Source organism: Streptomyces sp. NPDC059852, assembly GCF_042731455.1.
Taxonomy (GTDB): Bacteria; Actinomycetota; Actinomycetes; order Streptomycetales; family Streptomycetaceae; genus Streptomyces.
In genome coordinates this window covers 14420-37713 of the sequence record NZ_JBHWJK010000021.1, presented here as the reverse complement: position 1 = coordinate 37713, position 23294 = coordinate 14420, and the positions used below count along the sequence as shown (strand labels likewise).

Below are 23294 nucleotides of genomic sequence, written 5' to 3'. Positions count from 1 at the left end.
TCCTGTTCACGTCCGCCGGCCGGGGGACCCGTTGCTGCGGACGGGGCACTCCGGACGTCCACCCCCGGCGCTACGCCGCTCCCACGAGCAGGTCGGCCGCCGCCTCCCGCTCCACCATCGCCCGCAGCGGTCCGTCCACGGCCGCCAGTTCCGCGTAGGGCCCCCGCTGCACCACCCGTCCCGCGTCCAGGACGACGACCTCGTCGACGGCCTCGAGCCCGGCCAGCCGGTGCGTGATGAGCACGGTCGTGCGGCCCTCGGTGGCGGTGAGCAGGTCGGCGGTGAGGGCGTCGGCGGTCGGCAGATCGAGGTGCTCGGCGGGCTCGTCCAGGACGAGGACGGGGAAGTCGGCGAGGAGCGCGCGGGCCAGCGCGAGCCGCTGCCGCTGCCCGCCCGACAGCCGGGCCCCGTGCTCCCCGACGAGCGTGTCCAGTCCGTCGGGCAGGCCGTCGGCCCAGTCGAGCAGGCGGGCCCGCTCCAGGGCGTCCCGCAGGTCCGCCTCGGTGGCGTCCTTCCGGGCCAGCAGCAGGTTCTCCCGTACGGAGCTGTCGAAGAGGTGCGCGTCCTGGGCGCACAGCCCGACGAGCCGGCGTACGGCGTCCCCGTCCAGCGCGGTCGCGTCGGCGCCGCCCAGTGTGTACGCGCCGGAGTCCGCGTCCAGGAACCTCAGCAGCACCTGCGCCAGTGTCGTCTTGCCGGAGCCGGACGGGCCGACCACGGCGACCCGGCGCCCTTCCTCGAGCACGAGGTCGAAACCGGCGAGCGCGTCCCGTCCCTGGCCCGCGTGGCGTGCGGTGAGGCCGCTGAGCGCGACCGGGAAGGGCGTGGCGGGCGCCCGCCGCGGCGCCTGCGGTTCCCGTACCGGCTCCGGGGCGTCCAGCACCTCGAAGACGCGTTCGGCGCTCCTGCCCACCCGCTGCCGGTACCGCACGGCGAGCGGCAGCCCGAGGACCGCCTCGAAGGCGGCCAGCGGGGTGAGCACGACGACGGCCATCGTCACTCCGCCCAGGCGTCCGGCGGCGACCGCCTCGGCGCCCACGAGCGCGGTGGCGGCGACGGTGAGCCCGGAGACCAGGGCGGTGAGCCCGTCGCCGAGGGCGGTGGCGGTGGCGGCCCGCGAGGCGATCCGGGTGAGCACGCCGTCCGCCCGGCGGGCCTCGGCGGTGCGGGCGGGCAGGGCCCCGGCGACGGTCAGTTCGGCGGTGCCGGTGAGCAGGTCGGTCACCCGGGTGGCGAGCACGCCCCGGGCCGGGGCCAGCCGTTGCTCGGCGCGGCGGGCCACGGCGCCCGTGATGAGCGGGACGCCGACACCGGCCGCGAGCAGCCCGGCCGCGAGCACGGCACCGGCCTCGGGCAGCAGCCACGCCGTGAAGCCGACGGCTCCGACGGAGACGATCAGGGCCGCGCCCGCGGGCAGCAGCCAGCGCAGCCAGTAGTCCTGCAGCGCGTCCACGTCCGCCACCAGCCGGGACAGCAGATCGCCGCGCCGGGTGCGGCGCAGCCCGGCGGGCGCCAGCCGCTCCAGCCGCCGGTACACGGCGACCCGGGTGTCGGCGAGCATCCGCAGCACCGCGTCGTGCGACACCAGCCGCTCCGCGTAGCGGAACACGGCCCGTCCGATGCCGAAGGCACGCGTCGCCGTCACCGCCACCATCAGATACAGCACGGGCGGCTGCTGCGAGGCGCGGGAGATGAGCCAGCCGGAGGTGGCCATGAGCCCGACGGCGCTGCCGAGCGCCAGGCTGCCCAGCAGCAGGGCGAGGGCCAGCCGGCCGCGCCGGGCTCGGGACATCGCCCGCACCCGGCCTAGGACGCCCTGCCCGGCGGCCGTGTGCTCGGGCGCCTCGGAGGCGGCGGTCCGGGTGGCGTCCGCCGTGAAGGCGCCCTCGGCGGGGCGGACGACGGGCGCCTGGTGCGGGGCGGCCGTCCGGGCGGGAGTCCCGGGCTCCTCCAGCCGCACGACCCGGTCGGCCACGCCGAGCAGGGCCGGGCGGTGCACCACGAGCAGGACCGTCCGGCCCACGGCGAGCCGGCGCACCGCCTCCACGACCTCGGCCTCGGTGGTCCCGTCCAGGGCGGCCGTGGGCTCGTCGAGCAGCAGCACGGGCCGGTCCGCGAGGAACGCCCGGGCCAGCGCGAGCCGTTGCCGCTGGCCCGCGGAGAGCCCCGCGCCGTCCTCCCCGAGCAGGGTCGCGGCTCCCTGGGGCAGCGCGTCGACGAACTCCAGCGCCCCGGCGTCCCGCAGCGCCTGCCGTACGGCGTCGTCGTCGGCGTCGGGACGGGCCAGCCGGACGTTCTCGGCGACGGTCCCGGCGTACAGGTGGGGGCGCTGTGGCACCCAGGCGATCCGTGCGTGCCACTGCGCGAGGTCGAGTCCGGCGAGGTCGGCTCCCCCGACCAGGACGCGGCCCTCGGTGGGCGGTACGAAGCCCAGCAGGACGTTCAGCAGCGTCGACTTGCCCGCGCCGCTCGGCCCGACCAGGGCCACGGTCTCACCGGGCTCGATCGTGAGGGACGCACCGGACAGGGCGTCCGTGGACCGCCCGGGGTAGCGGACACGGACGCCGTCGACGGTGACCGCGCCCGGTGGGACCTCGGCTCCACCTGTGGCCGACGCGGGGGTCTCCAGGACCTCGAAGATCTCCTCGGCGGCGGACAGGCCCTCGGCCGCCGCGTGGTACTGCGTGCCCACCTGACGCAGCGGCAGATAGGCCTCGGGTGCCAGCACCAGGACGACCAGGCCGTCGTACAGGCTCATCTCGCCGTGGACGAGGCGCATGCCGATCGACACGGCGACCAGGGCCACCGAGAGCGTCGACAGCAGTTCCAGGGCGAAGGAGGAGATGAAGGCGATCCGCAGCGTCCGCATCGTGGCGCGGCGGTACTCGCCGGTGATCCGGCGGATCGACTCGGCCTGTGCCTTGGCCCGGCCGAACACCTTGAGGGTGGGCAGACCGGCGACGACGTCCAGGAAGTGCCCGGACAGCCGGGACAGCAGCTGCCACTGACGGTCCATCCGGGACTGGGTCGCCCAGCCGATCAGCATCATGAAGACCGGGATGAGCGGCAGGGTGCCGACGATGATCGCCGCCGACACCCAGTCCTCTGTCACGATCCGCGCCAGCACCGCCACCGGGACGACGACCGCCAGCCCGAGCTGGGGGAGGTAGCGGGAGAAGTAGTCGTCGAGGGCGTCGACCCCACGGGTGGCGAGGGCGACCAGCGAACCGGTCCGCTGTCCGCCCAGCCAGCCGGGCCCCAGCTCCGCCGCCCGCTCCAGCAGCCGCCCTCGCAGCTCCGACTTCACCGCCGCGCTGGCCCGGTGGGCGGCGAGTTCGGTGAGCCAGGCGACCGCCGCACGACCGAGGGCGACCGCCACCAGCAGCGCCAGGGGAGTGCGCAGTGCGCCCGCCGAGAGACCGTGCTGGAAGGCGCCCACCACGATCTCGGCGATGAGCATCGCCTGGGCGATCACCAGACCCGCTCCCACGGCACCCAGCGCGACGACCGCGATCAGGAACAGCCGGGTGGCGCGTGCGTACCGCAGAAGACGGGGGTCGATTGGTTTCACGTGAAACACACCTCAGTGCACGGGTTCAGCGATGTGCTGTGTACCGATCCGCTTGCGGAAGACCCAGTAGGTCCAGCCCTGGTAGAGCATGACGAGCGGCGTGGCGATCACCGCGCACCAGGTCATGATCTTCAGGGTGTAGGGGCTCGACGAGGCGTTGGTGACCGTGAGGCTCCACTCGCCGTTCAGCGACGACGGCATGACGTTCGGGAAGAGCGTCAGGAAGAGCATCGCCACGGCGGCCACGATGGTGACGCCGGAGAGCGCGAACGACCATCCCTCACGCCCCGCCTGGTTGGCCACGAGCGCGGCGACCAGGGAGGCGACGGCCACGACCAGCGCGACCAGGCTCTGCCCGTCCCCATTCTCGGCCTGCGTCCAGAGCAGGAAGACCAGGGCCAGCGCGGCGGTCACCAGACCGACCCGCAGGGCCAGGGCCCGCGCCCGCTCCCGGATCTCCCCCACGGTCTTCAGGGCCGTGAACACGGCACCGTGGAAGGTGAACAGGGTGAGCGTCACCAGACCGCCGAGCAGGGCGTACGGGTTGAGCAGATCCAGGACGCCACCGACGTACTCGTGCCCCTCGTCGATCTTCACACCGCGCACAATGTTGCCGAACGCCACCCCCCAGAGGAACGCGGGGAGCAGGGAGCACCAGAAGATCGCCTGCTCCCAGTTGCGCTGCCAGTTCTCCTCGGGCCGCTTCGCCCGGTATTCGAAGGCGACACCCCGGACGATCAGGCAGACCAGGATCAGCAGCAGCGGCAGATAGAAGCCGGAGAAGAGCGTGGCGTACCACTCGGGGAAGGCGGCGAAGGTGGCGCCGCCCGCCGAGAGCAGCCAGACCTCGTTGCCGTCCCAGACGGGACCGATCGTGTTGATCAGCACCCGCCGCTCGGGCCGGTTGCGGGCGAGCAGCTTGGTGAGGACGCCGACCCCGAAGTCGAAGCCCTCCAGGAAGAAGTAGCCGATCCACAGGACGGCGATCAGGACGAACCAGACGTCGTGCAGTTCCATGACTGTGCAGCTCCCTCGGCCTAGTACGAGAAGGCCATCGGCTTGTCGGCGTCCCGGGAGTCGCCGCCGATCTTCGTGGGCGGGTTCAGGTCGGCCTCGGTCAGCTCCGGCGGGCCGGCCTTGATGTACTTGGCGAGGAGCTTGACCTCGACGACCGCGAGGACGGCGTAGAGCGCGGTGAACACGAGCATCGAGGTGAGGACCTCGCCCTGGGAGACACCGGGGGAGACCGCGTCACGGGTGCGCAGGACGCCGTAGACCACCCACGGCTGACGGCCCATCTCGGTGAAGATCCAGCCCCAGGAGTTGGCGATCAGCGGGAAGGCCAGCGTCCAGATCGCGATGCGCCAGTACCAGGTGGTGAGCTTCGGGCTGAGCGCCTTGTGGGGCAGCAGGACCAGATGCGGTACCTCGTCGTCGCCGACCCGCAGGTGCTGCGGCAGCATGAACTTCTTCCGGGTCAGCCAGAGGCCGGCCAGACCGATCGTGAACGACGCCATGCCGAAGCCGATCATCCAGCGGAAGCCCCAGTAGGCGACCGGGATGTTGGGCCGGTAGTCGCCGGGCCCGTACTTCTCCTGCTCGGCCTTGTTGATGTCGTTGATGCCCGGGACGTACGAGGTGAAGTCGTCCTTGGCCAGGAAGGACAGCAGGCCCGGGATCTCCACGGCGACCTTGTTGTGGCCCTTGTCGACGTCACCGACGGCGAAGACCGAGAAGGGCGCCGGCTGCTCGCCGTCCCACAGGGCCTCAGCGGCGGCCATCTTCATCGGCTGCTGCTCGTACATGATCTTGCCGAGCACGTCACCGCTGACGGCGGTCAGCAGGCCGCCGATCGCGACGGTGACCAGGCCGAGCCGCAGCGAGGTCTTCATCTCGCGGATGTGCTTCTTGCGCAGCAGGTGGAAGGCGGCGATGCCGACCATGAACGCGCCACCGGTGAGGAACGCCGCCGACAGGGTGTGGAAGGCCTGGGCGAGCGCGGTGTTCTGGGTCAGCACATGCCAGAAGTCGGTGAGCTCGGCCCGCCCCTTCGCCTCGTTGATCTTGTAGCCGACGGGGTGCTGCATCCAGGAGTTGGCGGCCAGGATGAAGTACGCCGACAGGATCGTGCCGATCGAGACCATCCATATGCAGGCCAGATGGATCTTCTTCGGCAGCTTGTCCCAGCCGAAGATCCACAGCCCGATGAAGGTGGACTCGAAGAAGAAGGCGATCAGGGCCTCGAACGCGAGGGGGGCGCCGAAGACGTCACCGACGAAGCGTGAGTAGTCGGACCAGTTCATGCCGAACTGGAACTCCTGCACGATGCCCGTGACGACGCCCATCGCGATGTTGATCAGAAAGAGCTTGCCCCAGAACTTCGTCGCCCTGAGGTACTTCTCGTTCTCCGTGCGCACCCAGGCGGTCTGCAGTCCGGCCGTGAGAGCGGCCAGCGAGATCGTCAGCGGGACGAAGAGGAAGTGGTAGACGGTGGTGATGCCGAACTGCCATCGCGCCAGCGTCTCCGGCGCCAGAGCCAGGTTCACGTCGCCGCTCCTTACCTACGCTTGTGAAAGCGTTCACATTCACAAGCCATTATGCAGCACGCGTGTTCCCTTCCGTAGGGGGGTCCTGTTACCCGCGGTCAACCCCGTGGGGCCCGGCCGGGACGCGGTTCCCGGCCGGGCCCCAGGCCGCTACTTCTCCTTGCGGAAGCCTTCCGCCACCTTCAGGAAGATGTCGTTCGCCTCGGCCTCTCCGACCGTCACCCGCACACCCTCACCCGGGAACGGCCGGACCACCACGCCCGCCTGCTCGCACGCCTGCGCGAAGGCGACCGTGCGCTCCCCCAGCCGCAGCCAGACGAAGTTGGCCTGGGTCTCGGGCACCGTCCAGCCCTGCCCGCGCAGCCCCTCGACGACGCGGTTGCGCTCGCACACCAACGAGCCCACGCGGCCGATCAGCTCGTCCTCGGCGCGCAGCGAGGCGATGGCCGCCTCCTGCGCGATCTGGCTGACGCCGAACGGGACCGCCGTCTTGCGCAGGGCCGCCGCGACCGGCTCATGGGCGATGGCGAAACCGACGCGCAGACCGGCGAGGCCGTACGCCTTGGAGAAGGTCCGCAGGACGCAGACGTTCGGGCGCTCGCGATAGATCTCCACGCCGTCCGGGACCTCGGGGTCGCGGATGAACTCGCGGTACGCCTCGTCCAGCACCACCAGGACGTCCCGGGGCACCCGGTCGAGGAACCGCTCGAGCTCGGCCCGCCGCACGACCGTGCCGGTCGGGTTGTTCGGGTTGCAGACGAAGACCAGCCGGGTGCGCTCGGTGATCGCGTCGGCCATCGCGTCCAGGTCGTGCACATCGCCCGGTGTCAGCGGCACCTGGACCGGAGTGGCGCCGCTGATCCGCGTGATGATCGGGTACGCCTCGAAGGACCGCCAGGCGTAGACGACCTCGTCGCCCGGTCCCGAGGTGGCCTGAAGGAGCTGCTGGGCGACACCGACCGAGCCGGTGCCCGTGGCCAGATGCGACGCCGGGACGGCGAAGCGCTCGGACAGCTCGTTCATGAGCCCGGTGCACATCATGTCCGGGTAGCGGTTGAACGACGCGGCGCTGGCCGCCACCGTCTCCATCACACCGGGCAGCGGCGGATAGGGGTTCTCGTTGGAGGACAGCTTGTAGGCCACCGGGCCACCGGCCGCGGCGGGCTTGCCCGGCTTGTAGGTGGGGATCCCCTCCAGCTCGGCGCGCAGCTTGGGGCTCGTCTCGCTCACCGCAGTCCTCCTCGCGACCACCGGCGGCCCATCACCACCGCCGGCTCCAATACTCCTCACCTTATGAGGATTCGGCTCCGATGCGTACAGGGGAGACGGTCCGGCTGCCGACCACCGCGTCACACCCGATCCGGCCTCCATCCGGGGCATCGTCGTACGAAGGCGTACGAAAGCAGGGGCGCGCCGCACATATATCTATGCGCCGGTAGCTCGCGCCGTGGCGCGCATCCCTCGTGCAGGTGAGTTGAGACCTCTTCGAAACATCGGGCATGAGGCAGGCCCACACCCGCCGACACGTCACGTCCTACTATGGGATCGTTCAACTCCCTTGGTTTCCAAGGGCTTTGATGTCGGATGACCATGCAGAAACGTGTCTGTCAACGCGTGCATATGCGTCCGCACTACCCCACCCGATGAGCCCTACTATCGGCTCGCCATGACAGCAGCAGGGAAGCACCAGGTGAGCCGCGCGGAAACCTCTCGCCGGGGCGGCCGGTCCAGCCGGGCGGGTATCAGAGACGTGGCCGCCGCCGCAGGGGTCTCCATCACGACCGTCTCCGACGCCCTCAACGGCAAGGGCCGGCTCCCCGACGCCACCCGACGCCATGTCCGCGAGGTCGCCGACCGGCTGGGCTACCGCCCGTCGGCAGCAGCCCGCACCCTCCGTACCGGCAAGTCGGGCCTCATCGGCCTGACCGTGACCACGTACGGGGATGAACCTTTCACCTTCACGGAGTTCGCGTACTTCGCCGAGATGGCCCGGGCCGCGACCTCGGCCGCGCTCGCCCGCGGCTACGCCCTCGTGATCCTCCCGGCGACCTCGCGCCACGACGTGTGGTCGAACGTCGCCCTGGACGGCACCGTCGTCATCGACCCGTCCGACCAGGACCCGGTCGTCAGCGAGCTGGTGCGGCAGGGCCTGCCGGTCGTCTCCGACGGGCGCCCGGCCGGCGCGCTGCCGGTCACCGCCTGGGTCGACAACGACCACGAGGCCGCCGTCCTCGGCATCCTCGACCACCTGGCCGACGCCGGCGCCCGCCGTATCGGCCTGCTCACCGGCACCACCACCGACACGTACACTCATCTGTCGACCACCGCGTATCTGCGCTGGTGCGAGCGGGTCGGCCAGGACCCGGTGTACGAGGCCTACCCGGCGCACGACCCGTGCGCGGGCGCCGTCGCCGCCGACCGGCTGCTCGCCCGGCCGGACCGGCCCGACGCGGTCTACGGCCTGTTCGACCCCAACGGCACGGATCTGCTCGCCGCCGCCCGCCGCTACGGCCTGCGCGTACCGGACGACCTGCTTCTGGTGTGCTGCAGCGAATCCACGGTCTACGCGAACACCGAGCCGCCCATCACCACGCTCTCCCTCAAGCCGCGCCGCATCGGCACGGCCGTCGTGCAGCTCCTCATCGACGCCATCGAGGGGGTCGACGCGGAGCAGCCGGTCGAGCAGGTGATACCGACGGAGCTGATCGTGCGCACCTCGTCCCAGCGACGCCCGCCGCGGACGACGGTCAGCCCGCCGAGGTCCCCCGAGGACCGCTAGACCGTTCTCCCGCCCTGGACGGCGTCCCGGCACACCTCGCACACAGGTCCGTGGGCGCCTCCGGGACGGTCGTCGGGCGGGCGATCAGGGTGGTCGTCGAGCAGGCGATTTCCCACCCAATCGGGGCGAAAGCCGCACCGGACTGGAGTCCTGCTCCGATTCACCACCCCTGGGTCATCACATGGCGCGATCGGCATTCCTATGATGGGCGCACGACACCGCGGGCCGCTGCGACCAGGCAGTCCGAAGCGGTGCAGCTGCGGCGCGATGGTGGAGGGGTCTGATGACTCAGGGGGCCGGTCAGGGACCCGAGGTGGAGCGGACGGCGACGTTGCGCGACTTCCGGGTGCCCGCTTACGTGCACGAGACCGGTCCGTACGCCCAGAGCACACACCCCGGTGACGTGGCGCCGCCCCCTCCCGCCGAGACCTACCCGGAGCCGTACCCCGAGGGCTACACGCCCACCGAGCGCGACCTGCCGGTCATCCAGCGCGGCGACACGGTCCAGGTGCAGGTCGAGCCCGTCTCCGTCCCGGTCCAGCAGTCCACCGACGGCCCCGGGCCCCTGTTCGTCGTCGGTGACGTGCACGGCTACCTGGACGAGCTGACGGCCGCCCTCCAGGAGAAGGGCCTCATCGACTCGGCCGGCAGCTGGTGCGCGGGCACCGCCCGGCTGTGGTTCCTCGGCGACTTCACCGACCGCGGTCCCGACGGCATCGGCGTCATCGACCTGGTGATGCGGCTGTCCGCGGAGGCCGCCGCCTCCGGGGGCTACTGCAAGGCCCTCATGGGCAACCACGAGCTGCTGCTGCTCGGCGCCAAGCGGTTCGGCGACACCCCCGTCAACTCGGGTGCGGGCACCGCCACCTTCCAGGCGGCCTGGCTGCTCAACGGCGGGCAGAAGACCGACATGGACCGCCTCCAGGACCACCACCTGCAGTGGATGTCCCGGCTCGACGCCGTCGAGGAGGTGGACGGGCATCTGCTGGTGCACTCCGACACCACCGCCTATCTCGACTACGGCCGGTCCATCGAGGAGGTCAACGACACCGTCCGCGAGACGCTCACCCGCAACGACGCCGACGAGGTCTGGGACCTGTTCCGCAAGCTCACCAAGCGGTTCTCCTTCCGTGACGAGGGCGGCGCACAGGCCGTGCGCTCCCTGCTCGATACGTACGGCGGCACCCGGATCGTTCACGGCCACAGCCCGATTCCGTATCTGCTCGGCGAGGTCGGCTCCGAGGACGGCGAGGACAACTCCGGGCCGCTGGTCGAGGGCCCGCACGTCTACGCGGACGGACTCGCGATCGCGATGGACGGCGGTGTGACCATGGCCGGAAAGCTGTTGGTCCAGCAACTCCCCCTGGAGATCTGACCGTTCCACGGTGCGTCGTCCCCCGGTCACGGGGGGCGCAAGGAGGCGCGGGCCGGGGCCCAATTTTGGCAAACCCCCTGTCACCGTATGCCGTCACCGCTCTACCATCGGCTTATCCGTAGCAGGCTCCCCTCCGTTTCTGCCCGACGGCTCGTTGGCATGCGAGCCCCAAGCCCTACGGAGCATCGGGGGATGCACATGAACAGCGTTCCGCAGCACCTGCTAAGCGAGGACCGCCAGGACTACGAGCGGATCCTCGACGAGGCGCTGCGCTCCGCCCCACACCGCCCGGAACTGGCCGCTGTCGGACAGCGGCTCAACCCCGAACAACTGCGCACCATGGCGCTGAACGCCACCGCGCTCATCACGGCCGCCGCGGCGACCGAATACCAGCACTACGTGAAGGTCCGTGAGGAACTGCGCCAGCCGGCGCCGTCCAGCTCGTCGTCGTCCCGTGAGACCGGCTCCAGCGAGCCGGGCGGGGGCGCGATGGGACTCGCCGCCACCGTGGGAGAGGTCGCCGAGACCGCGGGACCCGGCCTCGTCGCCGTCCTCGCGGTCCTGGCACCCGTCCTCGCCGGCACCGCCGCGGCGATATTCCTGCTCGTGGGATACATCCTCAAGATGTTCGACCCCGAGCAGGGCTTCGCCCGGACGATGCTGACCACCGGATGGGTGTTCGGAGCCATCGCGGCGGCGGCCGTCCTGGTCGCCGCCGTCGGACTCCTCCTGACCGCCCTGCGCAACCGGCCCACCCTCGACGGCACGCCCTACGGCGCGCTGAGCGAGGAAGTGGTCCTGGCCAGGGATGCCTGGCGGCAGGCCCTGCTGGAGCGCGGCATCCTGCCCTTCCTGCGGGAAGCGCTCGCCGACGCCGGCACCACCGCCGCCCTGCACCCCACCTCACCGTCGGCTCCGGCGGGCCGGATGCCGAACCTCGGCTACGGCCGCCCCGGGTTCAGCAGCCCGGACGACGGCCCCGCCGGGGGCCACCGCCCACGCTTCTCGAGCCCGGACTACACCAGCCCGGACTTCGGAGGCCCGGAACACCAGCCGGAGTGAGACGCGGCCTACAGGCGCCGGGTGAGCTGCGCCTCGACCCGCTCGACGAGCGTGCGGCTGTAGGCATGGACCAGCGAGAGATGGAAGAGCGCCGGCGCCAACGGCGCCCAGCGGTGCACGCGGTCGTCCCGCAGCATGTACGTGACGACCGCCGCGGGCCGGAAGGGCACGTAGTCGATGGTCTGGTGCTCCCAGCGGTCCGCCACGCCCCGGCTCATGCGTGCCTGAAGGTCCGCACTGCTCAGGTCCTTCAGCTTGGCGTAGAAGTGACCGCTCCAGTGGCGCTTCCCGATGTCCAGGACGAAGGCCAGCAGGTCGAGCGCGTACTCGTGGGGTTCCAGGGAGAGTTCCTCGCGCATCCCCCGGCGGGCCACGGCATGCAGGTCCGGCGCACTCCTCCCCGACGAATCTATGTGCCGGGACAGTCCCTCGTTGACCGAGGAGTTCCAGACGCCGGGAGCCATACGGACCCGGTCGCTGCGCCGGCTGACGACGAGCATGTCATCGGCGGTGACCACCGCTATGTTGACGGCGAAGCTGCACTGGAGGAACGCCGGCGCCTCCAGGGGCCGGTCGGGGTCCAGATACCGGGACCGGGGCGTAGTGCCGTCCGGAAGTCGCCGGTCGAGTTGCTGAGCGGCCAGGAAGGTGTAGTAGTCGGTCGGTCGCAGACGCAGATGGACTTCGGGTCGCTCGTCGAGAGCGGTACGTGAGATGTCGAACGCCTCGACCGCGTACCGTGGCCCGTTCCACAGCGGACTGCGCCCCTCGGCGCGGAGCTGCTCGCTCTCCGCGGCGATCTCGTCCCGCCAGGACCGCATGTCCGAGGGCAGCTCGATCTCGTCGTCGAGCACGTGGACGTACACGGTCTCGGGGGGTATCGGAGACTCTCCGTCCCCCTCGACGATCAGGGCAGAGGTCTGCAGGGGCCCGAGCGAGAACGTCCGCCACGCGGGACCCGACTCCTCCCGGCGTCCGAGGCTGCGGAGGGCGCGTGCCGAGCGCGTCCGTAACCGGTACCAGGCGTCCTGCAACGGCTGCTGGAACAGCACCGCGAAAAGCATGCCGATGACGGCACCCGCCACTCCGTTGGCCACATCGATCCCAGGCATAGGCAAGACACACTACGGATCTTGGTCAGCCCGGGCGGCGACGTGTCCTTGTCGTTACTGACCCCCTCGCGTCACCGTCCAGTTCTCCCCCAGGCGCCGGTGTCCCCCGCGAGACGTGCGAGGGACACCGACGGGTCGGACGATCAGTCCGCGATGGGCAGGTACACCCTGTTGCCCGCCGCCGCGAACTCCTTGGACTTCTGGGCCATGCCCTCCTCGATCTCGTCCTGGGAGCCGCCGTGGCGCCGGCGGATGTCCTGGGAGATCTTCATGGAGCAGAACTTCGGCCCGCACATCGAGCAGAAGTGGGCCGTCTTGGCGGGCTCGGCCGGCAGGGTCTCGTCGTGGAACTCCCGTGCCGTGTCCGGGTCGAGCGCCAGGTTGAACTGGTCCTCCCAGCGGAACTCGAAGCGGGCGTCGGACAGGGCGTCGTCCCACTCCTGCGCGCCGGGGTGGCCCTTGGCGAGGTCCGCGGCGTGCGCGGCGATCTTGTAGGTGATGACGCCTGTCTTGACGTCGTCCCGGTTGGGCAGGCCCAGGTGCTCCTTGGGCGTCACGTAGCAGAGCATCGCCGTACCCCACCAGGCGATCATCGCCGCGCCGATGCCCGAGGTGATGTGGTCGTAGGCCGGAGCCACATCCGTCGTCAGCGGGCCGAGCGTGTAGAACGGGGCCTCCTCGCAGATCTCCTGCTGGAGGTCGATGTTCTCCTTGATCTTGTGCATCGGGACGTGTCCCGGGCCCTCGATCATGGTCTGGACGTTGAACCGCTTGGCGATGGTGTTGAGTTCCCCGAGCGTCCTCAACTCCGCGAACTGCGCCTCGTCGTTGGCGTCCGCGATCGACCCCGGCCTGAGGCCGTCGCCCAGCGAGTAGGTGACGTCGTAGGCGGCGAGGATCTCGCAGAGCTCCTCGAAGTTCTCGTACAGGAAGCTCTCCTTGTGGTGCGCCAGGCACCATGCGGCCATGATCGAGCCGCCCCGGGAGACGATGCCCGTCTTGCGGTTCGCGGTGAGCGGCACGTACGGCAGGCGCACGCCCGCATGGACCGTCATGTAGTCCACGCCCTGCTCTGCCTGCTCGATGACCGTGTCCTTGTAGATCTCCCAGGTCAGTTCCTCGGCCTTGCCGTCGACCTTCTCCAGTGCCTGGTAGAGCGGCACCGTGCCGATGGGGACGGGCGAGTTGCGCAGCACCCACTCGCGCGTGGTGTGGATGTTGCGGCCGGTGGAGAGGTCCATGACCGTGTCGGCGCCCCAGCGGGTCGCCCACGTCATCTTCTCGACCTCCTCCTCGATGGAGGACGTCACCGCCGAGTTGCCGATGTTGGCGTTGACCTTCACCAGGAACCGCTTGCCGATGATCATCGGCTCGATCTCCGGGTGGTTGACGTTGGCGGGCAGGACCGCCCGGCCCGCGGCGATCTCCGCACGGACCACCTCGGGGTCGACGTTCTCCCGGATCGCCACGAACTCCATCTCGGGGGTGATCTCCCCGCGGCGGGCGTACGCGAGTTGCGTGACCGCCTGTCCGTCACGGCTGCGCCGGGGCTGGCGCGGCCGTCCCGGGAACACCGCGTCGAGGTTGCGCAGACCTCCGCGCGGCGCGGTGTGCTTGATCCCGTCGTCCTCGGGCCGTACGGGCCGGCCCGCGTACTCCTCGGTGTCCCCGCGGGCGATGATCCAGTTCTCCCGCAGCGGGGGCAGCCCACGGCGGACGTCGGTCTCGGCGGCCGGATCGGTGTACGGGCCCGACGTGTCGTACAGCGTGACCGACTGCCCGTTGGTGAGGTGCACCTGGCGGACCGGCACCCGCAGATCGGGGCGTGAGCCCTCGACGTACGCCTTGTGCCAGCCGATGGACTTCCCGGCCTCTGCGGAGGATGCGCCCGGCAGGGGCGATTCGTCCTGGTTCGAGGCAGGCGTGCGCGCGTCCTTGATGGTCATGAGACCTACTCCCTACGCCGGCATTACCCGGTAACAGGTTCGGCGGTCGACGCAGCGGTGTCCGTCCGCCGATGTTTCATGTGAAACATCGCTGGGACGGAGGTCAGCGCCCTCTCAGCCCGGTGCTCCGAGCTCCCGCGTGTACAAAGGTGCCTCCACGCTAGCGCCCGTCCGGGCGCGGTGAACAGAGGGCCCTCACCGTTCTTGCGATGATCGGGCGGTGACCACGACGCATGAACCTCCGTACCCGCCGCACGAACCGCGCCGCGGCCGAGGCCCTGGAAACGGCCCCGACCGGCACAACGGCCCTGAGGAGCACCGGGGTTCGGCGGCTCCCGAGGGCGGGCCCGACAGCGGGCACGGCCCCGAGCGCGGCCCTGGCCACGGGCACGGCCCAGGCCACGGGCACTCCCACAGCCACGCCCACGGTCCGGCCGCTCCCGTCTCCCGGCATCTGCGCAAGGTCATCGCGGCCGTCCTGATCCCGTTCGCCGCGGCGGTGGTGGTCGGCCTCGCCGTGCTCTGGCCGGGCGGCGCCCCGGCGCACGAGCGCACCGGGGTCGGCTTCGACCGGCAGACCCAGCAGGCCACGGTCACCAAGGTGGTCGAGTTGAGCTGCAAGGACGTGGGCGCGGGCGGAGCTCCGCCGGCCGGGAGCACCTCGGCCGGGCAGGGCTCCTCCGCCACGCGGGAGGAGAGCGGCACCTGCAAGAAGGCGACCATCCGCGTCGACACGGGGAACGACAAGGGCCGTACGTTCACGGAGATCGTCCAGCCCGACCAGTCACGGCAGTTGAGCGAGGGCCAGGAGGTCGTCGTCGCCTACGAGCCCTCCGCTCCCAAGGACCTCCAGTACGCCGTCGCCGACGTCAACCGTCGCGTCCCGCTCTCGGTGCTCGCCGGGATCTTCGCCGTCGCCGTCGTGCTCGTCGGGCGGCTGCGGGGCGTCATGGCGCTGGTCTCACTGGCCATCAGCTTCCTGCTGCTCAACTTCTTCATCCTGCCGGCGATCCTGCAGGGCTCGAACCCGCTGGTCGTGGCGGTGGTGGGGGCGAGCGCCATCATGCTGATCGCGCTCTATCTGTGCCACGGCCTCTCGGCGCGTACATCGGTCGCGGTCCTCGGCACCCTGGTCTCGCTCCTGCTGATCGGTGTCCTCGGCTCGGTGTTCATCGACTGGGCGGCGCTCACCGGCAACACCGACGACAACACGGGTCTCATCCACGGCCTGTATCCGTCGATCGACATGAGCGGTCTGCTGCTGGCCGGGATCATCATCGGTTCGCTCGGTGTGCTCGACGACGTGACGGTCACCCAGACCTCCGCCGTATGGGAGCTGCACGAGGCCAACCCGACGATGGGCTGGCGCGGGCTGTACCGGGCGGGCATCCGCATCGGCCGCGACCACATCGCGTCCGTCGTCAACACGCTCGTCCTCGCCTACGCGGGCGCCGCGCTGCCCCTGCTGCTGCTCTTCTCCATCGCCCAGAGCGGCGTCGGCACGGTCGCCAACAGCGAGTTGGTGGCCGAGGAGATCGTGCGGACGCTGGTGGGCTCCATCGGCCTCGTCGCCTCCGTACCGGTGACGACGGCCCTGGCGGCGCTGGTGGTGTCGGCCGACCGTCCCGAGGCCGGCACGGCGCCCGTGGGGGCACGACCGGCCGTAGCGGGCCCGGCACCGGCCGCGGGGCGGGGTGGGCGCGGACGACGTCGTAAGCGGTGAGGCAGGGCCTCCGAGGCGCCCCCGACATCCGCTGAAGCGTTACGCCCCTGCCGCACCCGGCCGCCGTGACACGTCAGCCCGCACTCTGCTCCTCCGCGAGGATGCGGTCCAGGGCCTCGTCGAGATGCGCGTCGAAGTCGGCGAGCGCCCCCTCCTGCCCGAGGGGCACCAGCTTGTCGGTGCGGTCCAGGAACGCCACGAGGGGTGCCACGGAGGAGCGGAACAGCGCCTGGTCCGGGCCGACCTGGAGCCGGATCAGCACATCGCCCAGGGTGTCGGATCCGGCCGGGGAGACCCGTACATCGCCCTCGCCGCAGGGGCTGCCCACGCCGTCGACCAGCAGCTCGCGCCCGAAGGCCCAGGTGACCGGGGCATCACCGGGCAGATGGAACGTCAGCCGCACGGCATAGGGATCACAGGTCTCGTAGCGCAGTTCCACCGGGATGCGGAAGGAGAGCTCCTCGGAGACGAGAAAGCTCATCATGACCTCTGCCTGTACGGACTCGCGCATCGCCTACCCCGTCGGTTGCCTTCGACTGGCCGGGACGGACCCCGACACTGGTGGAATCTTGCTGAACGTACACGAGAGATCACAAGGAGTGAGTTTTCAGATACTGATAGAGAGCGCGAGTGACCCCAGGAGCCGCCCGATCTCAGCCTGGAGCTGGCGCACCGCAGAGGGCAGCCGGTCGGCCTGGTGGAGGGGGAGGGACAGGGCCATCGTCGCGGCGGTCGTGCCCACCGTGATCGGGATGGCCGCGCACACCGTGCCGAGCGCGTACTCCTGACGTTCGGTCACGGGGGCCATGCGCCCGGCCTGGTCCAGACGTCGTAGCAGGCTGTGGCTGTCCGGGACCGTGTAGGGCGTGATGGCGCGCACGGGATGCCGGTCCAGATGGTCCCGGCGGGCCTCCTCGTCCAGCTGGGAGAGCAGGCACTGGCCGATGGCGTGGGCATGGCCGGTCTCGCGGAAGTCGGCCCACTCGTGCACCGCCGGATTGCCCGGGGTGTCGGAGACGCACACGACCTCGATCTCACCGTCGCGGTACTGCGCGTAGTAAACCGGGACACCGATCGCGTCACGCCATTGAGCGAGTGCGTCGACCATCGTGCTGCGACGTTTCTGCTGGGCGCTGGTGCTGCTCAGCCGCACGGCGGCGTCGCCGAGGAAGAACAGCCCCTTGTCGCGGCGGAGATAGCCCTCGTGCACCAGGGTGCGCAGCAGGTGGTAGGCCGTGGGCAGCGCGAGCCCCGTCTCCCGGGCGAGCTGCTTGGCGGGAGCCCCGTACGCGTGCCCCGCGACGCACTCCAGCAGCCGCATGGCGCGCTGCACCGATCCGATGAGGGTCGCGGACGGCGGCGGCTCGGGGGAGGCCGGGGCCGCCTGGGACGCCGGTGTCGTCTGCCGCGGGACCTGGGGTACGGCGGCGCGCGGTTGTTCCAGCGGGTGGTGGGTCGGTGTGGGTGGTGCGGTGTCAACCGTGGGCAAGGTCACTCCCGAGGGGCGAGGGGGGCCCGTGCGGGGGAACACGGGAGGGGTGCACGCCGCTCGCGGGGGCGACCCCGCGTCGATTCACGGAGCCTATTGGCCCGTCACCGCTGAGGGCCGCACGGCCGGGGAAACTTCCCTCGCCCGAGGGAACCGGCGGTTCCTGTTACCGCCCACCGGTCCCCGTGAACGTCACCAGTCGCTGCGTGACGACGAACTCGACGTGAACTTCCTGACGACGTAGATCAGTCCGCCGACCAGGGCCACGAAGACCAGCAGTTTGAAGAGCAGTCCGATCACGAAGCCGACGACGCTGGCTATCAGCCCGCCGAACACGACCAGGGCGATGACCGGCACCGCGATCCACTTCACCCACCACGGCAGTCCCGCGAAGATCTCACGCATCGCCCTTGTCCTTACCTCTCCGCCCGTCCAGTGCGGGTCCTGACTGTCGAATCCACTGATTCCCTGCACTCGATGCTAGGGCCGGCGGGTGGTCCGGCGGACGTCTCGCAGCCCTTGTCCTCCCCTGATCGAACCCCTAGGGAACCCTGAGACGCGGGGTCAGCTCTCCGGGGGAGAGAACACCACGAGCACCCTGAGGTCCTCGCTGATGTGGTGGAACTTGTGGGCGACGCCGGCCGGCACGTACACGACGCTCCCCCGTCCCACGTGCGTGGTCTCCAGGCCGACGGTGATCTGCGCGCGGCCGCTCACGACGAGGTACACCTCGTCCTGGTCGTGCGGTTGTTGTGGATCGCGCTCACCCGCGTCGAGCGCGTACAGCCCCACCGACATGTTCCGCTCGCGCAGGAACTGCAGGTAGGCACCGTCGTTGGCAGCGCGCTCCGCTTCCAGTTCGTCCAGCCGGAAGGCCTTCATCGCAGTCATCCGCCCTCGTCACAGTGCTTTTGGCCGATCTCGTCTGCCACGATCAGACACATGAAGAATTTCGTAGTCAAGACGATCGCCAACGCGGGGGCCCTGGCCGTCGCGGTCTGGCTGATAGACGACATCACCCTGACCGGCGACAGCACCGGCAAAGAGATCGCCACCCTGCTGCTCGTCGCCCTGATCTTCGGCCTCGTCAACGTCGTCGTGAAGCCGGTCGTGAAGCTCCTCAGCCTGCCGCTGCTGATCCTGACGCTGGGCCTGTTCACCCTTGTCGTCAACGCCCTGATGCTGCTGCTGACCTCGTGGCTCGCCGACAAGGTCGACCTGAGCTTCCATGTCGAGGGCTTCTGGACGGCCGTCCTGGGCGGCCTGATCATCTCGATCGTCTCCTGGGCGCTGAACGTCGTCCTGCCCGACGGTGACTGAGCGCCCGATGGCCTACCGCGTCTGCTTCGTCTGCACGGGCAACATCTGCCGCTCCCCGATGGCCGCGTCCGTCTTCCGGGCCCGGGTCGAAGAGGCCGGGCTGGACGGTCTGGTCGAGGTGGACAGCGCCGGGACCGGCGGCTGGCACGAGGGCGACCCGGCCGACCCGCGCACCGTCTCCGTCCTCGAGGAGCACGGCTACGACAGCGAGCACACCGCCCGGCAGTTCCGGACCTCCTGGTTCGAACGCGTCGACCTCGTGGTCGCGCTCGACGAGGGTCATATGAAGGCGCTGCGCCGGCTCGCCCCGACGGCGGACGACGCGGCGAAGGTCCGGCTGCTGCGCTCCTACGACCCCGCCGCCGGCGAGGACCTCGACGTGCCCGACCCCTACTACGGTGACCGGGACGGCTTCGAGGAATGCCTCACCATGGTGGAGTCGGCGAGTACGGGTCTGCTCACAGCGGTCCGTGAAGAGGTGGAGGGCAGGACGGCATGAGCGGTACGCAGGGACAGACACCGGTTCCCGAGGCGGGGGACGGCACGCGCGCGGTGCGGGCCGGGCTGCCGGAGCCCGTCAAGTACGAGCCGACCCTGCCGGGACCGGTCTTCGCCGCCCACTTCCATCTGCCGGGCGAGCCCACGGGTCCGTACACCTACGGCCGGGACGAGAACCCGACCTGGACGCATCTGGAGCGGGCCATCGGCGGTCTGGAGGCGCCGGGGGAGAGCGACGCCGAGACGCTCGTCTTCGCGTCCGGCATGGCCGCCATCTCCTCGGTGCTCTTCTCCCAGCTGCGGTCCGGCGACGCGGTCGTCCTGCCGAGCGACGGCTACCAGGCGCTTCCCCTGGTGCGCGGGCAGCTGGAGGCGTACGGCATCGAGGTGCGTACGGCGCCGACCGGCGGCGACGCGCAGCTCGGCGTCCTCGACGGGGCCAGGCTGCTGTGGATCGAGACGCCGTCCAACCCCGGTCTCGACGTGTGCGACGTCCGGCGCCTCGTCGAGGAGGCGCACGCGCGCGGGGCGCTGGTCGCCGTCGACAACACCCTCGCCACCCCGCTCGGGCAGCGGCCGCTGGAGCTGGGCGCCGACTTCTCGGTGGCCAGCGGCACCAAGCAGCTGACCGGCCACGGTGATGTGCTGCTGGGCTATGTCACCGGCCGCGATCCGGAGGCCATGGCGGCCGTACGGCGCTGGCGCAAGATCGTCGGCGCGATCCCGGGGCCGATGGAGGCATGGCTCGCGCACCGCTCCCTGGCCACGCTGCAGCTGCGGGTGGAGCGGCAGAACGCGACCGCCCTTGCCGTGGCAGAGGCCCTGCAGGACTGGCCGGAGGATCTCGCGGTGCGGTATCCGGGGCTGCCCAAGGACCCGTCGCACGCCGTCGCCGCCCGGCAGATGCGGCGCTTCGGCTGCGTCGTGTCCTTCACGCTGCCCACGCGCACGCGTGCCGAGCGCTTCCTTGAGGCCCTGCGGTTCGTCGACGACGCCACCAGCTTCGGCGGGGTGCGTTCCACGGCCGAGCGGCGGGGCCGCTGGGGCGGGGACGACGTGCCGGAGGGCTTCATCCGGATGTCGGTCGGCGCCGAGGACACGGAGGACCTGGTGGCCGATGTGCTGCGGGCCCTGGAGGAGTCGGCCCGGTGACCGTCGCCGGGAGCGGCCGTCGGGAGAGGACGGGCGGTCCGAGCCTCCCCCCTCGTGGCTCGGACCGCCCCGGTTCCGCGCGCGAAGAACCGCGCGAACAAGGCTAGTTGACTCTCTGTCAGTGTCCAATCACAGTAGCGACAGCGACCTATCGACATATTTATAGTTGGGCCCTGCCCTGGGGGTGGGGAGAAGGGCGGGGAAGGGGAGGACGGTGGCATGGATCTGGCCTTGCTGCGGACTTTTGTGACCGTGCACCGGGCCGGTTCCTTCACCCGGGCCGCGGCACTGCTGGGCCTGTCCCAGCCCGCCGTGACCTCGCAGATCCGGACGCTGGAACGGCAGTTGGGGCGCCCCCTGTTCCTCCGGCAGGCGCGCGGCGTGACCCCGACGACCATCGGCGACGAGCTCGCCCACAAGGCCGCCCCGCATCTCGACGCCCTGGTCGAGATCACCGAGACCGGCCTCGACGACGAGTCCTCCTTACGCTCGCTGCATCTCGCCGGGCCTCCCGAGTTCACCGCCGAGCGTGCGCTGCCCGCGCTCACCGGTCTGACCCGCGAGGACAACCAGGGCTTCGCCCTGCGCGCCTCCTTCGGCACCGCGGAGGAGACCCTCGAAGGGCTGGCCGCCGGACATCATGATCTGGCCATCACGACGGCCCGTCCGCGGGGCGCACTGCTCACGGCGACTGCGCTCTGCGACGAGGAGCACGTCCTGGTGGCGGCTCCCCTCTGGATCGAGCGGATCGGCGCGGGCCACCTCCAGGACAAGGGGGCGCACGCCCTGGAGGACATCCCGGTGGTGGAGGTGCACGAGTCCCTGCCCTTCGTCTCCCGCTACTGGGCCTCCGTCTTCGACTCCAGACCCGCCGCGCCCGGCACCGTGATCGTCCCGGATCTGCGCGCGGTCCTCGCCTGTGCTGTCGCGGGAGCGGGGCTGGCGGTGCTGCCGCGCTATCTGTGCGCGGACGCCCTCGACGGTGGCGAGGTCGTCGCCCTGCACGAGCCGCCGGTCCCGCCCTTGCGGACGTACTTCCTGGCCGTCCGTACCGGCACTCTGGCCATGCCGCATATCGCACGGGCTCACGAGTGGCTGCTCAGGGCGGCGACGGACTGGGCCTGAGCTGCAGTTTTGCGGCCGTCACCCGGTGGGCTCGGGTGGTGACCGGATGCGATGTTTCACGTGGAACCAGCCGGGCCACATTTCCTCCATGACCGTCCGACCCGTGGTCAAGCGCACCGCCCGCGCCGTTCTTCTGGACGGCGACGATCTGATCCTGATCAAGCGCACCAAGCCGGGCATGGATCCGTACTGGCTCACGCCCGGCGGCGGTGTCGAACCGACGGACTCCACCGTCGTCGACGCGCTGCACCGCGAGGTCTACGAGGAGCTGGGCGCCAAGATCACCGATGTGGTCCCCTGCTTCGTCGACACCGTCGAGCACATCGGCCACGACGAGGCATCGACCGGGGTGAAGGTCCAGCACTTCTTCGTCTGCCACCTGGAATCCATGGACCCTGCCTTGCGGCACGGCCCCGAAGTGGACGAGCCGATCGGCGAGTACGAGATCGTGCGGGTGCCGTTCAACCGGGTCGGGATCGCCTCCGTGCACCTGGTGCCGCTGTCGCTGCGCCACTACCTCGACGGGAACATCGAGGGTGTGCGCGCCCTGCACGCCTCTGATCTCGGCTGACGCGGATGCTCGAGGTGTGCCCAGAACGTCGTATGTCCCGCTCGAAATTGGTGGACGACCAAGGCTCTCGTCCGACAGCCTGACGTGCGTGTCGACACCTTCCCTCGCCGCTCTGCCCATCCGCCGTCTCACCCCTCGCGATCTGGTCGCCTGTGCCGACCTGTCCCAGGACCGGGGCTGGCCCCGTGAGGAACACAAGTGGGGGCTGCTGCTGACCGCCGGCCGTGGATACGGCATCGACGCGCCCGACGGCGGACTCGTCTCGGCCTGTGTCGTCACCGAGTACGGGCCCCGGGAGCGGCCCGACCTGGGGGCCATCGGCATGGTCCTGGTGGCCGAGCGGTACGCCCGCCGGGGCGTCGGCCGGCGCCTGATGCGTCACGTCCTCTCCTCGATGGGGACGACGCCGCTGACCTTGCACGCCACCCCGAACGGGCGGCCGCTGTACGAGGAGCTGGGCTTCAAGACCACGGGTCGGGCGGAGATGGTCAGGGGGCACTTCGTCCCGGGCGGCTTCACGCCCTCGGTCTCCACCCGTGCGGCGACCGCCGAGGACCTTCCGGCGATCCTCCGGCTGGACGAGGAGGTGTTCGGGGCGGATCGCACGCACATCATCACGCGGCTGCCCGCCTTCGCCGATCAGCTGCGGGTGGCCGAGGACGGCGGGCGGATCATCGGGTACGCGGGCGCCTGGCCGAACATGACCACCCAGGTGGTGGGTCCCCTGGTCGCCCGGGACACCGAGACCGCTCAGGCGCTGATCGCCTCCCTCGCGGCCCACACCGACCGTCCCCTGCGCACCGACCTCGACGTACGCCACGAGGAGCTGCTGACCTGGGTGAAGCGGCACGGTCTGGACTCCGTGGCCTTCAACGCGGTCATGACCTACGGCATCCCGGAGCTGCCCGGTGACTGGAGCCGGCGGTTCGCCCCGCTGACGGTGGCCGCCGGCTGAGGTGTCACCGCCCTACGCCGAAGCGCCGGTCCCCCGTCGGGAACCGGCGCTTCGTGCGTGCGCCGTGGCG

20 protein-coding genes and 1 riboswitch are annotated in these 23294 nt (G+C 70.7%); of the genes, 10 read left to right on the top strand and 10 right to left on the bottom strand.

Annotated elements, in window-relative coordinates; all coding sequences use genetic code 11:
* Nucleotides 1-70: 70 nt before the first annotated feature.
* From cydD to hisC, 4 genes are all read right to left on the bottom strand, one after another.
* The gene (cydD, locus tag ACFV46_RS24735; protein WP_385499710.1) at nucleotides 71-3571 is read right to left on the bottom strand and encodes a thiol reductant ABC exporter subunit CydD; all 3501 of its coding nucleotides are present in this window, start codon (nucleotides 3569-3571) and stop codon (nucleotides 71-73) included.
* 12 nt (nucleotides 3572-3583) lie between these two features.
* The gene (cydB, locus tag ACFV46_RS24730; protein WP_361928275.1) at nucleotides 3584-4588 is read right to left on the bottom strand and encodes a cytochrome d ubiquinol oxidase subunit II; all 1005 of its coding nucleotides are present in this window, start codon (nucleotides 4586-4588) and stop codon (nucleotides 3584-3586) included.
* A 20-nt stretch (nucleotides 4589-4608) separates the two neighbouring features.
* The gene (locus ACFV46_RS24725; RefSeq protein WP_361928272.1) at nucleotides 4609-6117 is read right to left on the bottom strand and encodes a cytochrome ubiquinol oxidase subunit I; all 1509 of its coding nucleotides are present in this window, start codon (nucleotides 6115-6117) and stop codon (nucleotides 4609-4611) included.
* A gap of 150 nt (nucleotides 6118-6267) precedes the next feature.
* Complete coding sequence (hisC, locus tag ACFV46_RS24720; RefSeq protein WP_385499707.1) at nucleotides 6268-7347, bottom strand: histidinol-phosphate transaminase; 1080 nt, start codon at nucleotides 7345-7347, stop codon at nucleotides 6268-6270.
* A 436-nt stretch (nucleotides 7348-7783) separates the two neighbouring features.
* Between hisC and ACFV46_RS24715 the strand changes: the two genes are divergently transcribed.
* The 3 genes from ACFV46_RS24715 (at nucleotide 7784) to ACFV46_RS24705 (ending at nucleotide 11333) form a co-directional block, all read left to right on the top strand.
* Nucleotides 7784-8896: a LacI family DNA-binding transcriptional regulator gene (locus ACFV46_RS24715; protein WP_361928266.1), complete on the top strand. Its 1113-nt coding sequence runs from the start codon at nucleotides 7784-7786 to the stop codon at nucleotides 8894-8896.
* 283 nt (nucleotides 8897-9179) lie between these two features.
* Entirely contained in the window at nucleotides 9180-10271 is a 1092-nt protein-coding gene (locus tag ACFV46_RS24710; protein WP_376727540.1) for a metallophosphoesterase, read from the top strand.
* 192 nt (nucleotides 10272-10463) lie between these two features.
* Complete coding sequence (locus ACFV46_RS24705) at nucleotides 10464-11333, top strand: hypothetical protein (RefSeq protein ID WP_376727541.1); 870 nt, start codon at nucleotides 10464-10466, stop codon at nucleotides 11331-11333.
* An 8-nt stretch (nucleotides 11334-11341) separates the two neighbouring features.
* Here the strand turns inward: ACFV46_RS24705 and ACFV46_RS24700 are convergent, their stop codons facing one another.
* Together ACFV46_RS24700 and thiC are read right to left on the bottom strand one after the other, a co-directional pair.
* Complete coding sequence (locus ACFV46_RS24700; protein WP_361928258.1) at nucleotides 11342-12445, bottom strand: hypothetical protein; 1104 nt, start codon at nucleotides 12443-12445, stop codon at nucleotides 11342-11344.
* A 143-nt stretch (nucleotides 12446-12588) separates the two neighbouring features.
* Nucleotides 12589-14391: a phosphomethylpyrimidine synthase ThiC gene (thiC, locus tag ACFV46_RS24695; RefSeq protein ID WP_376727542.1), complete on the bottom strand. Its 1803-nt coding sequence runs from the start codon at nucleotides 14389-14391 to the stop codon at nucleotides 12589-12591.
* Nucleotides 14384-14540: riboswitch (TPP riboswitch) on the bottom strand. Its footprint overlaps the gene before it by 8 nt.
* A gap of 71 nt (nucleotides 14541-14611) precedes the next feature.
* Here thiC and ACFV46_RS24690 point away from each other — a divergent pair.
* A complete protein-coding gene (locus ACFV46_RS24690; RefSeq protein WP_385499705.1) occupies nucleotides 14612-16114 on the top strand; it encodes a YibE/F family protein in 1503 nt (500 codons plus the stop codon).
* Between the two features lie 73 nt (nucleotides 16115-16187).
* Here the strand turns inward: ACFV46_RS24690 and ACFV46_RS24685 are convergent, their stop codons facing one another.
* From ACFV46_RS24685 to ACFV46_RS24670, 4 genes are all read right to left on the bottom strand, one after another.
* Complete coding sequence (locus tag ACFV46_RS24685) at nucleotides 16188-16625, bottom strand: SsgA family sporulation/cell division regulator (RefSeq protein ID WP_361928249.1); 438 nt, start codon at nucleotides 16623-16625, stop codon at nucleotides 16188-16190.
* A 96-nt stretch (nucleotides 16626-16721) separates the two neighbouring features.
* Nucleotides 16722-17447, bottom strand: a complete 726-nt coding sequence (locus ACFV46_RS24680; RefSeq protein WP_376727693.1) for an IclR family transcriptional regulator — start codon at nucleotides 17445-17447, stop codon at nucleotides 16722-16724.
* 348 nt (nucleotides 17448-17795) lie between these two features.
* The gene (locus tag ACFV46_RS24675) at nucleotides 17796-18008 is read right to left on the bottom strand and encodes a DUF5326 family protein (protein WP_030857134.1); all 213 of its coding nucleotides are present in this window, start codon (nucleotides 18006-18008) and stop codon (nucleotides 17796-17798) included.
* Between the two features lie 159 nt (nucleotides 18009-18167).
* Complete coding sequence (locus ACFV46_RS24670) at nucleotides 18168-18485, bottom strand: cupin domain-containing protein (protein ID WP_361928675.1); 318 nt, start codon at nucleotides 18483-18485, stop codon at nucleotides 18168-18170.
* A 60-nt stretch (nucleotides 18486-18545) separates the two neighbouring features.
* On the opposite strand from ACFV46_RS24670, the gene ACFV46_RS24665 reads away from it, so the two are divergent.
* The 6 genes from ACFV46_RS24665 (at nucleotide 18546) to ACFV46_RS24640 (ending at nucleotide 23224) form a co-directional block, all read left to right on the top strand.
* Nucleotides 18546-18923 carry a phage holin family protein gene (locus ACFV46_RS24665; RefSeq protein WP_361928246.1) on the top strand — a complete coding sequence of 126 codons (378 nt, stop codon included), beginning with the start codon at nucleotides 18546-18548 and terminating at the stop codon, nucleotides 18921-18923.
* A 7-nt stretch (nucleotides 18924-18930) separates the two neighbouring features.
* The gene (locus ACFV46_RS24660) at nucleotides 18931-19422 is read left to right on the top strand and encodes a low molecular weight protein-tyrosine-phosphatase (protein WP_361928243.1); all 492 of its coding nucleotides are present in this window, start codon (nucleotides 18931-18933) and stop codon (nucleotides 19420-19422) included.
* A complete protein-coding gene (locus ACFV46_RS24655) occupies nucleotides 19419-20573 on the top strand; it encodes a cystathionine gamma-lyase (protein WP_385499702.1) in 1155 nt (384 codons plus the stop codon). The genes ACFV46_RS24660 and ACFV46_RS24655 overlap by 4 nt, the downstream gene beginning before the upstream one ends.
* 219 nt (nucleotides 20574-20792) lie before the next feature.
* A complete protein-coding gene (locus ACFV46_RS24650; protein ID WP_385499700.1) occupies nucleotides 20793-21698 on the top strand; it encodes a LysR family transcriptional regulator in 906 nt (301 codons plus the stop codon).
* 88 nt (nucleotides 21699-21786) lie between these two features.
* Nucleotides 21787-22269, top strand: coding sequence for an NUDIX domain-containing protein (locus ACFV46_RS24645; RefSeq protein ID WP_062665870.1), 483 nt, complete (start codon nucleotides 21787-21789; stop codon nucleotides 22267-22269).
* An 88-nt stretch (nucleotides 22270-22357) separates the two neighbouring features.
* Nucleotides 22358-23224 carry a GNAT family N-acetyltransferase gene (locus ACFV46_RS24640; protein WP_385499698.1) on the top strand — a complete coding sequence of 289 codons (867 nt, stop codon included), beginning with the start codon at nucleotides 22358-22360 and terminating at the stop codon, nucleotides 23222-23224.
* Nucleotides 23225-23294 lie beyond the last annotated feature (70 nt).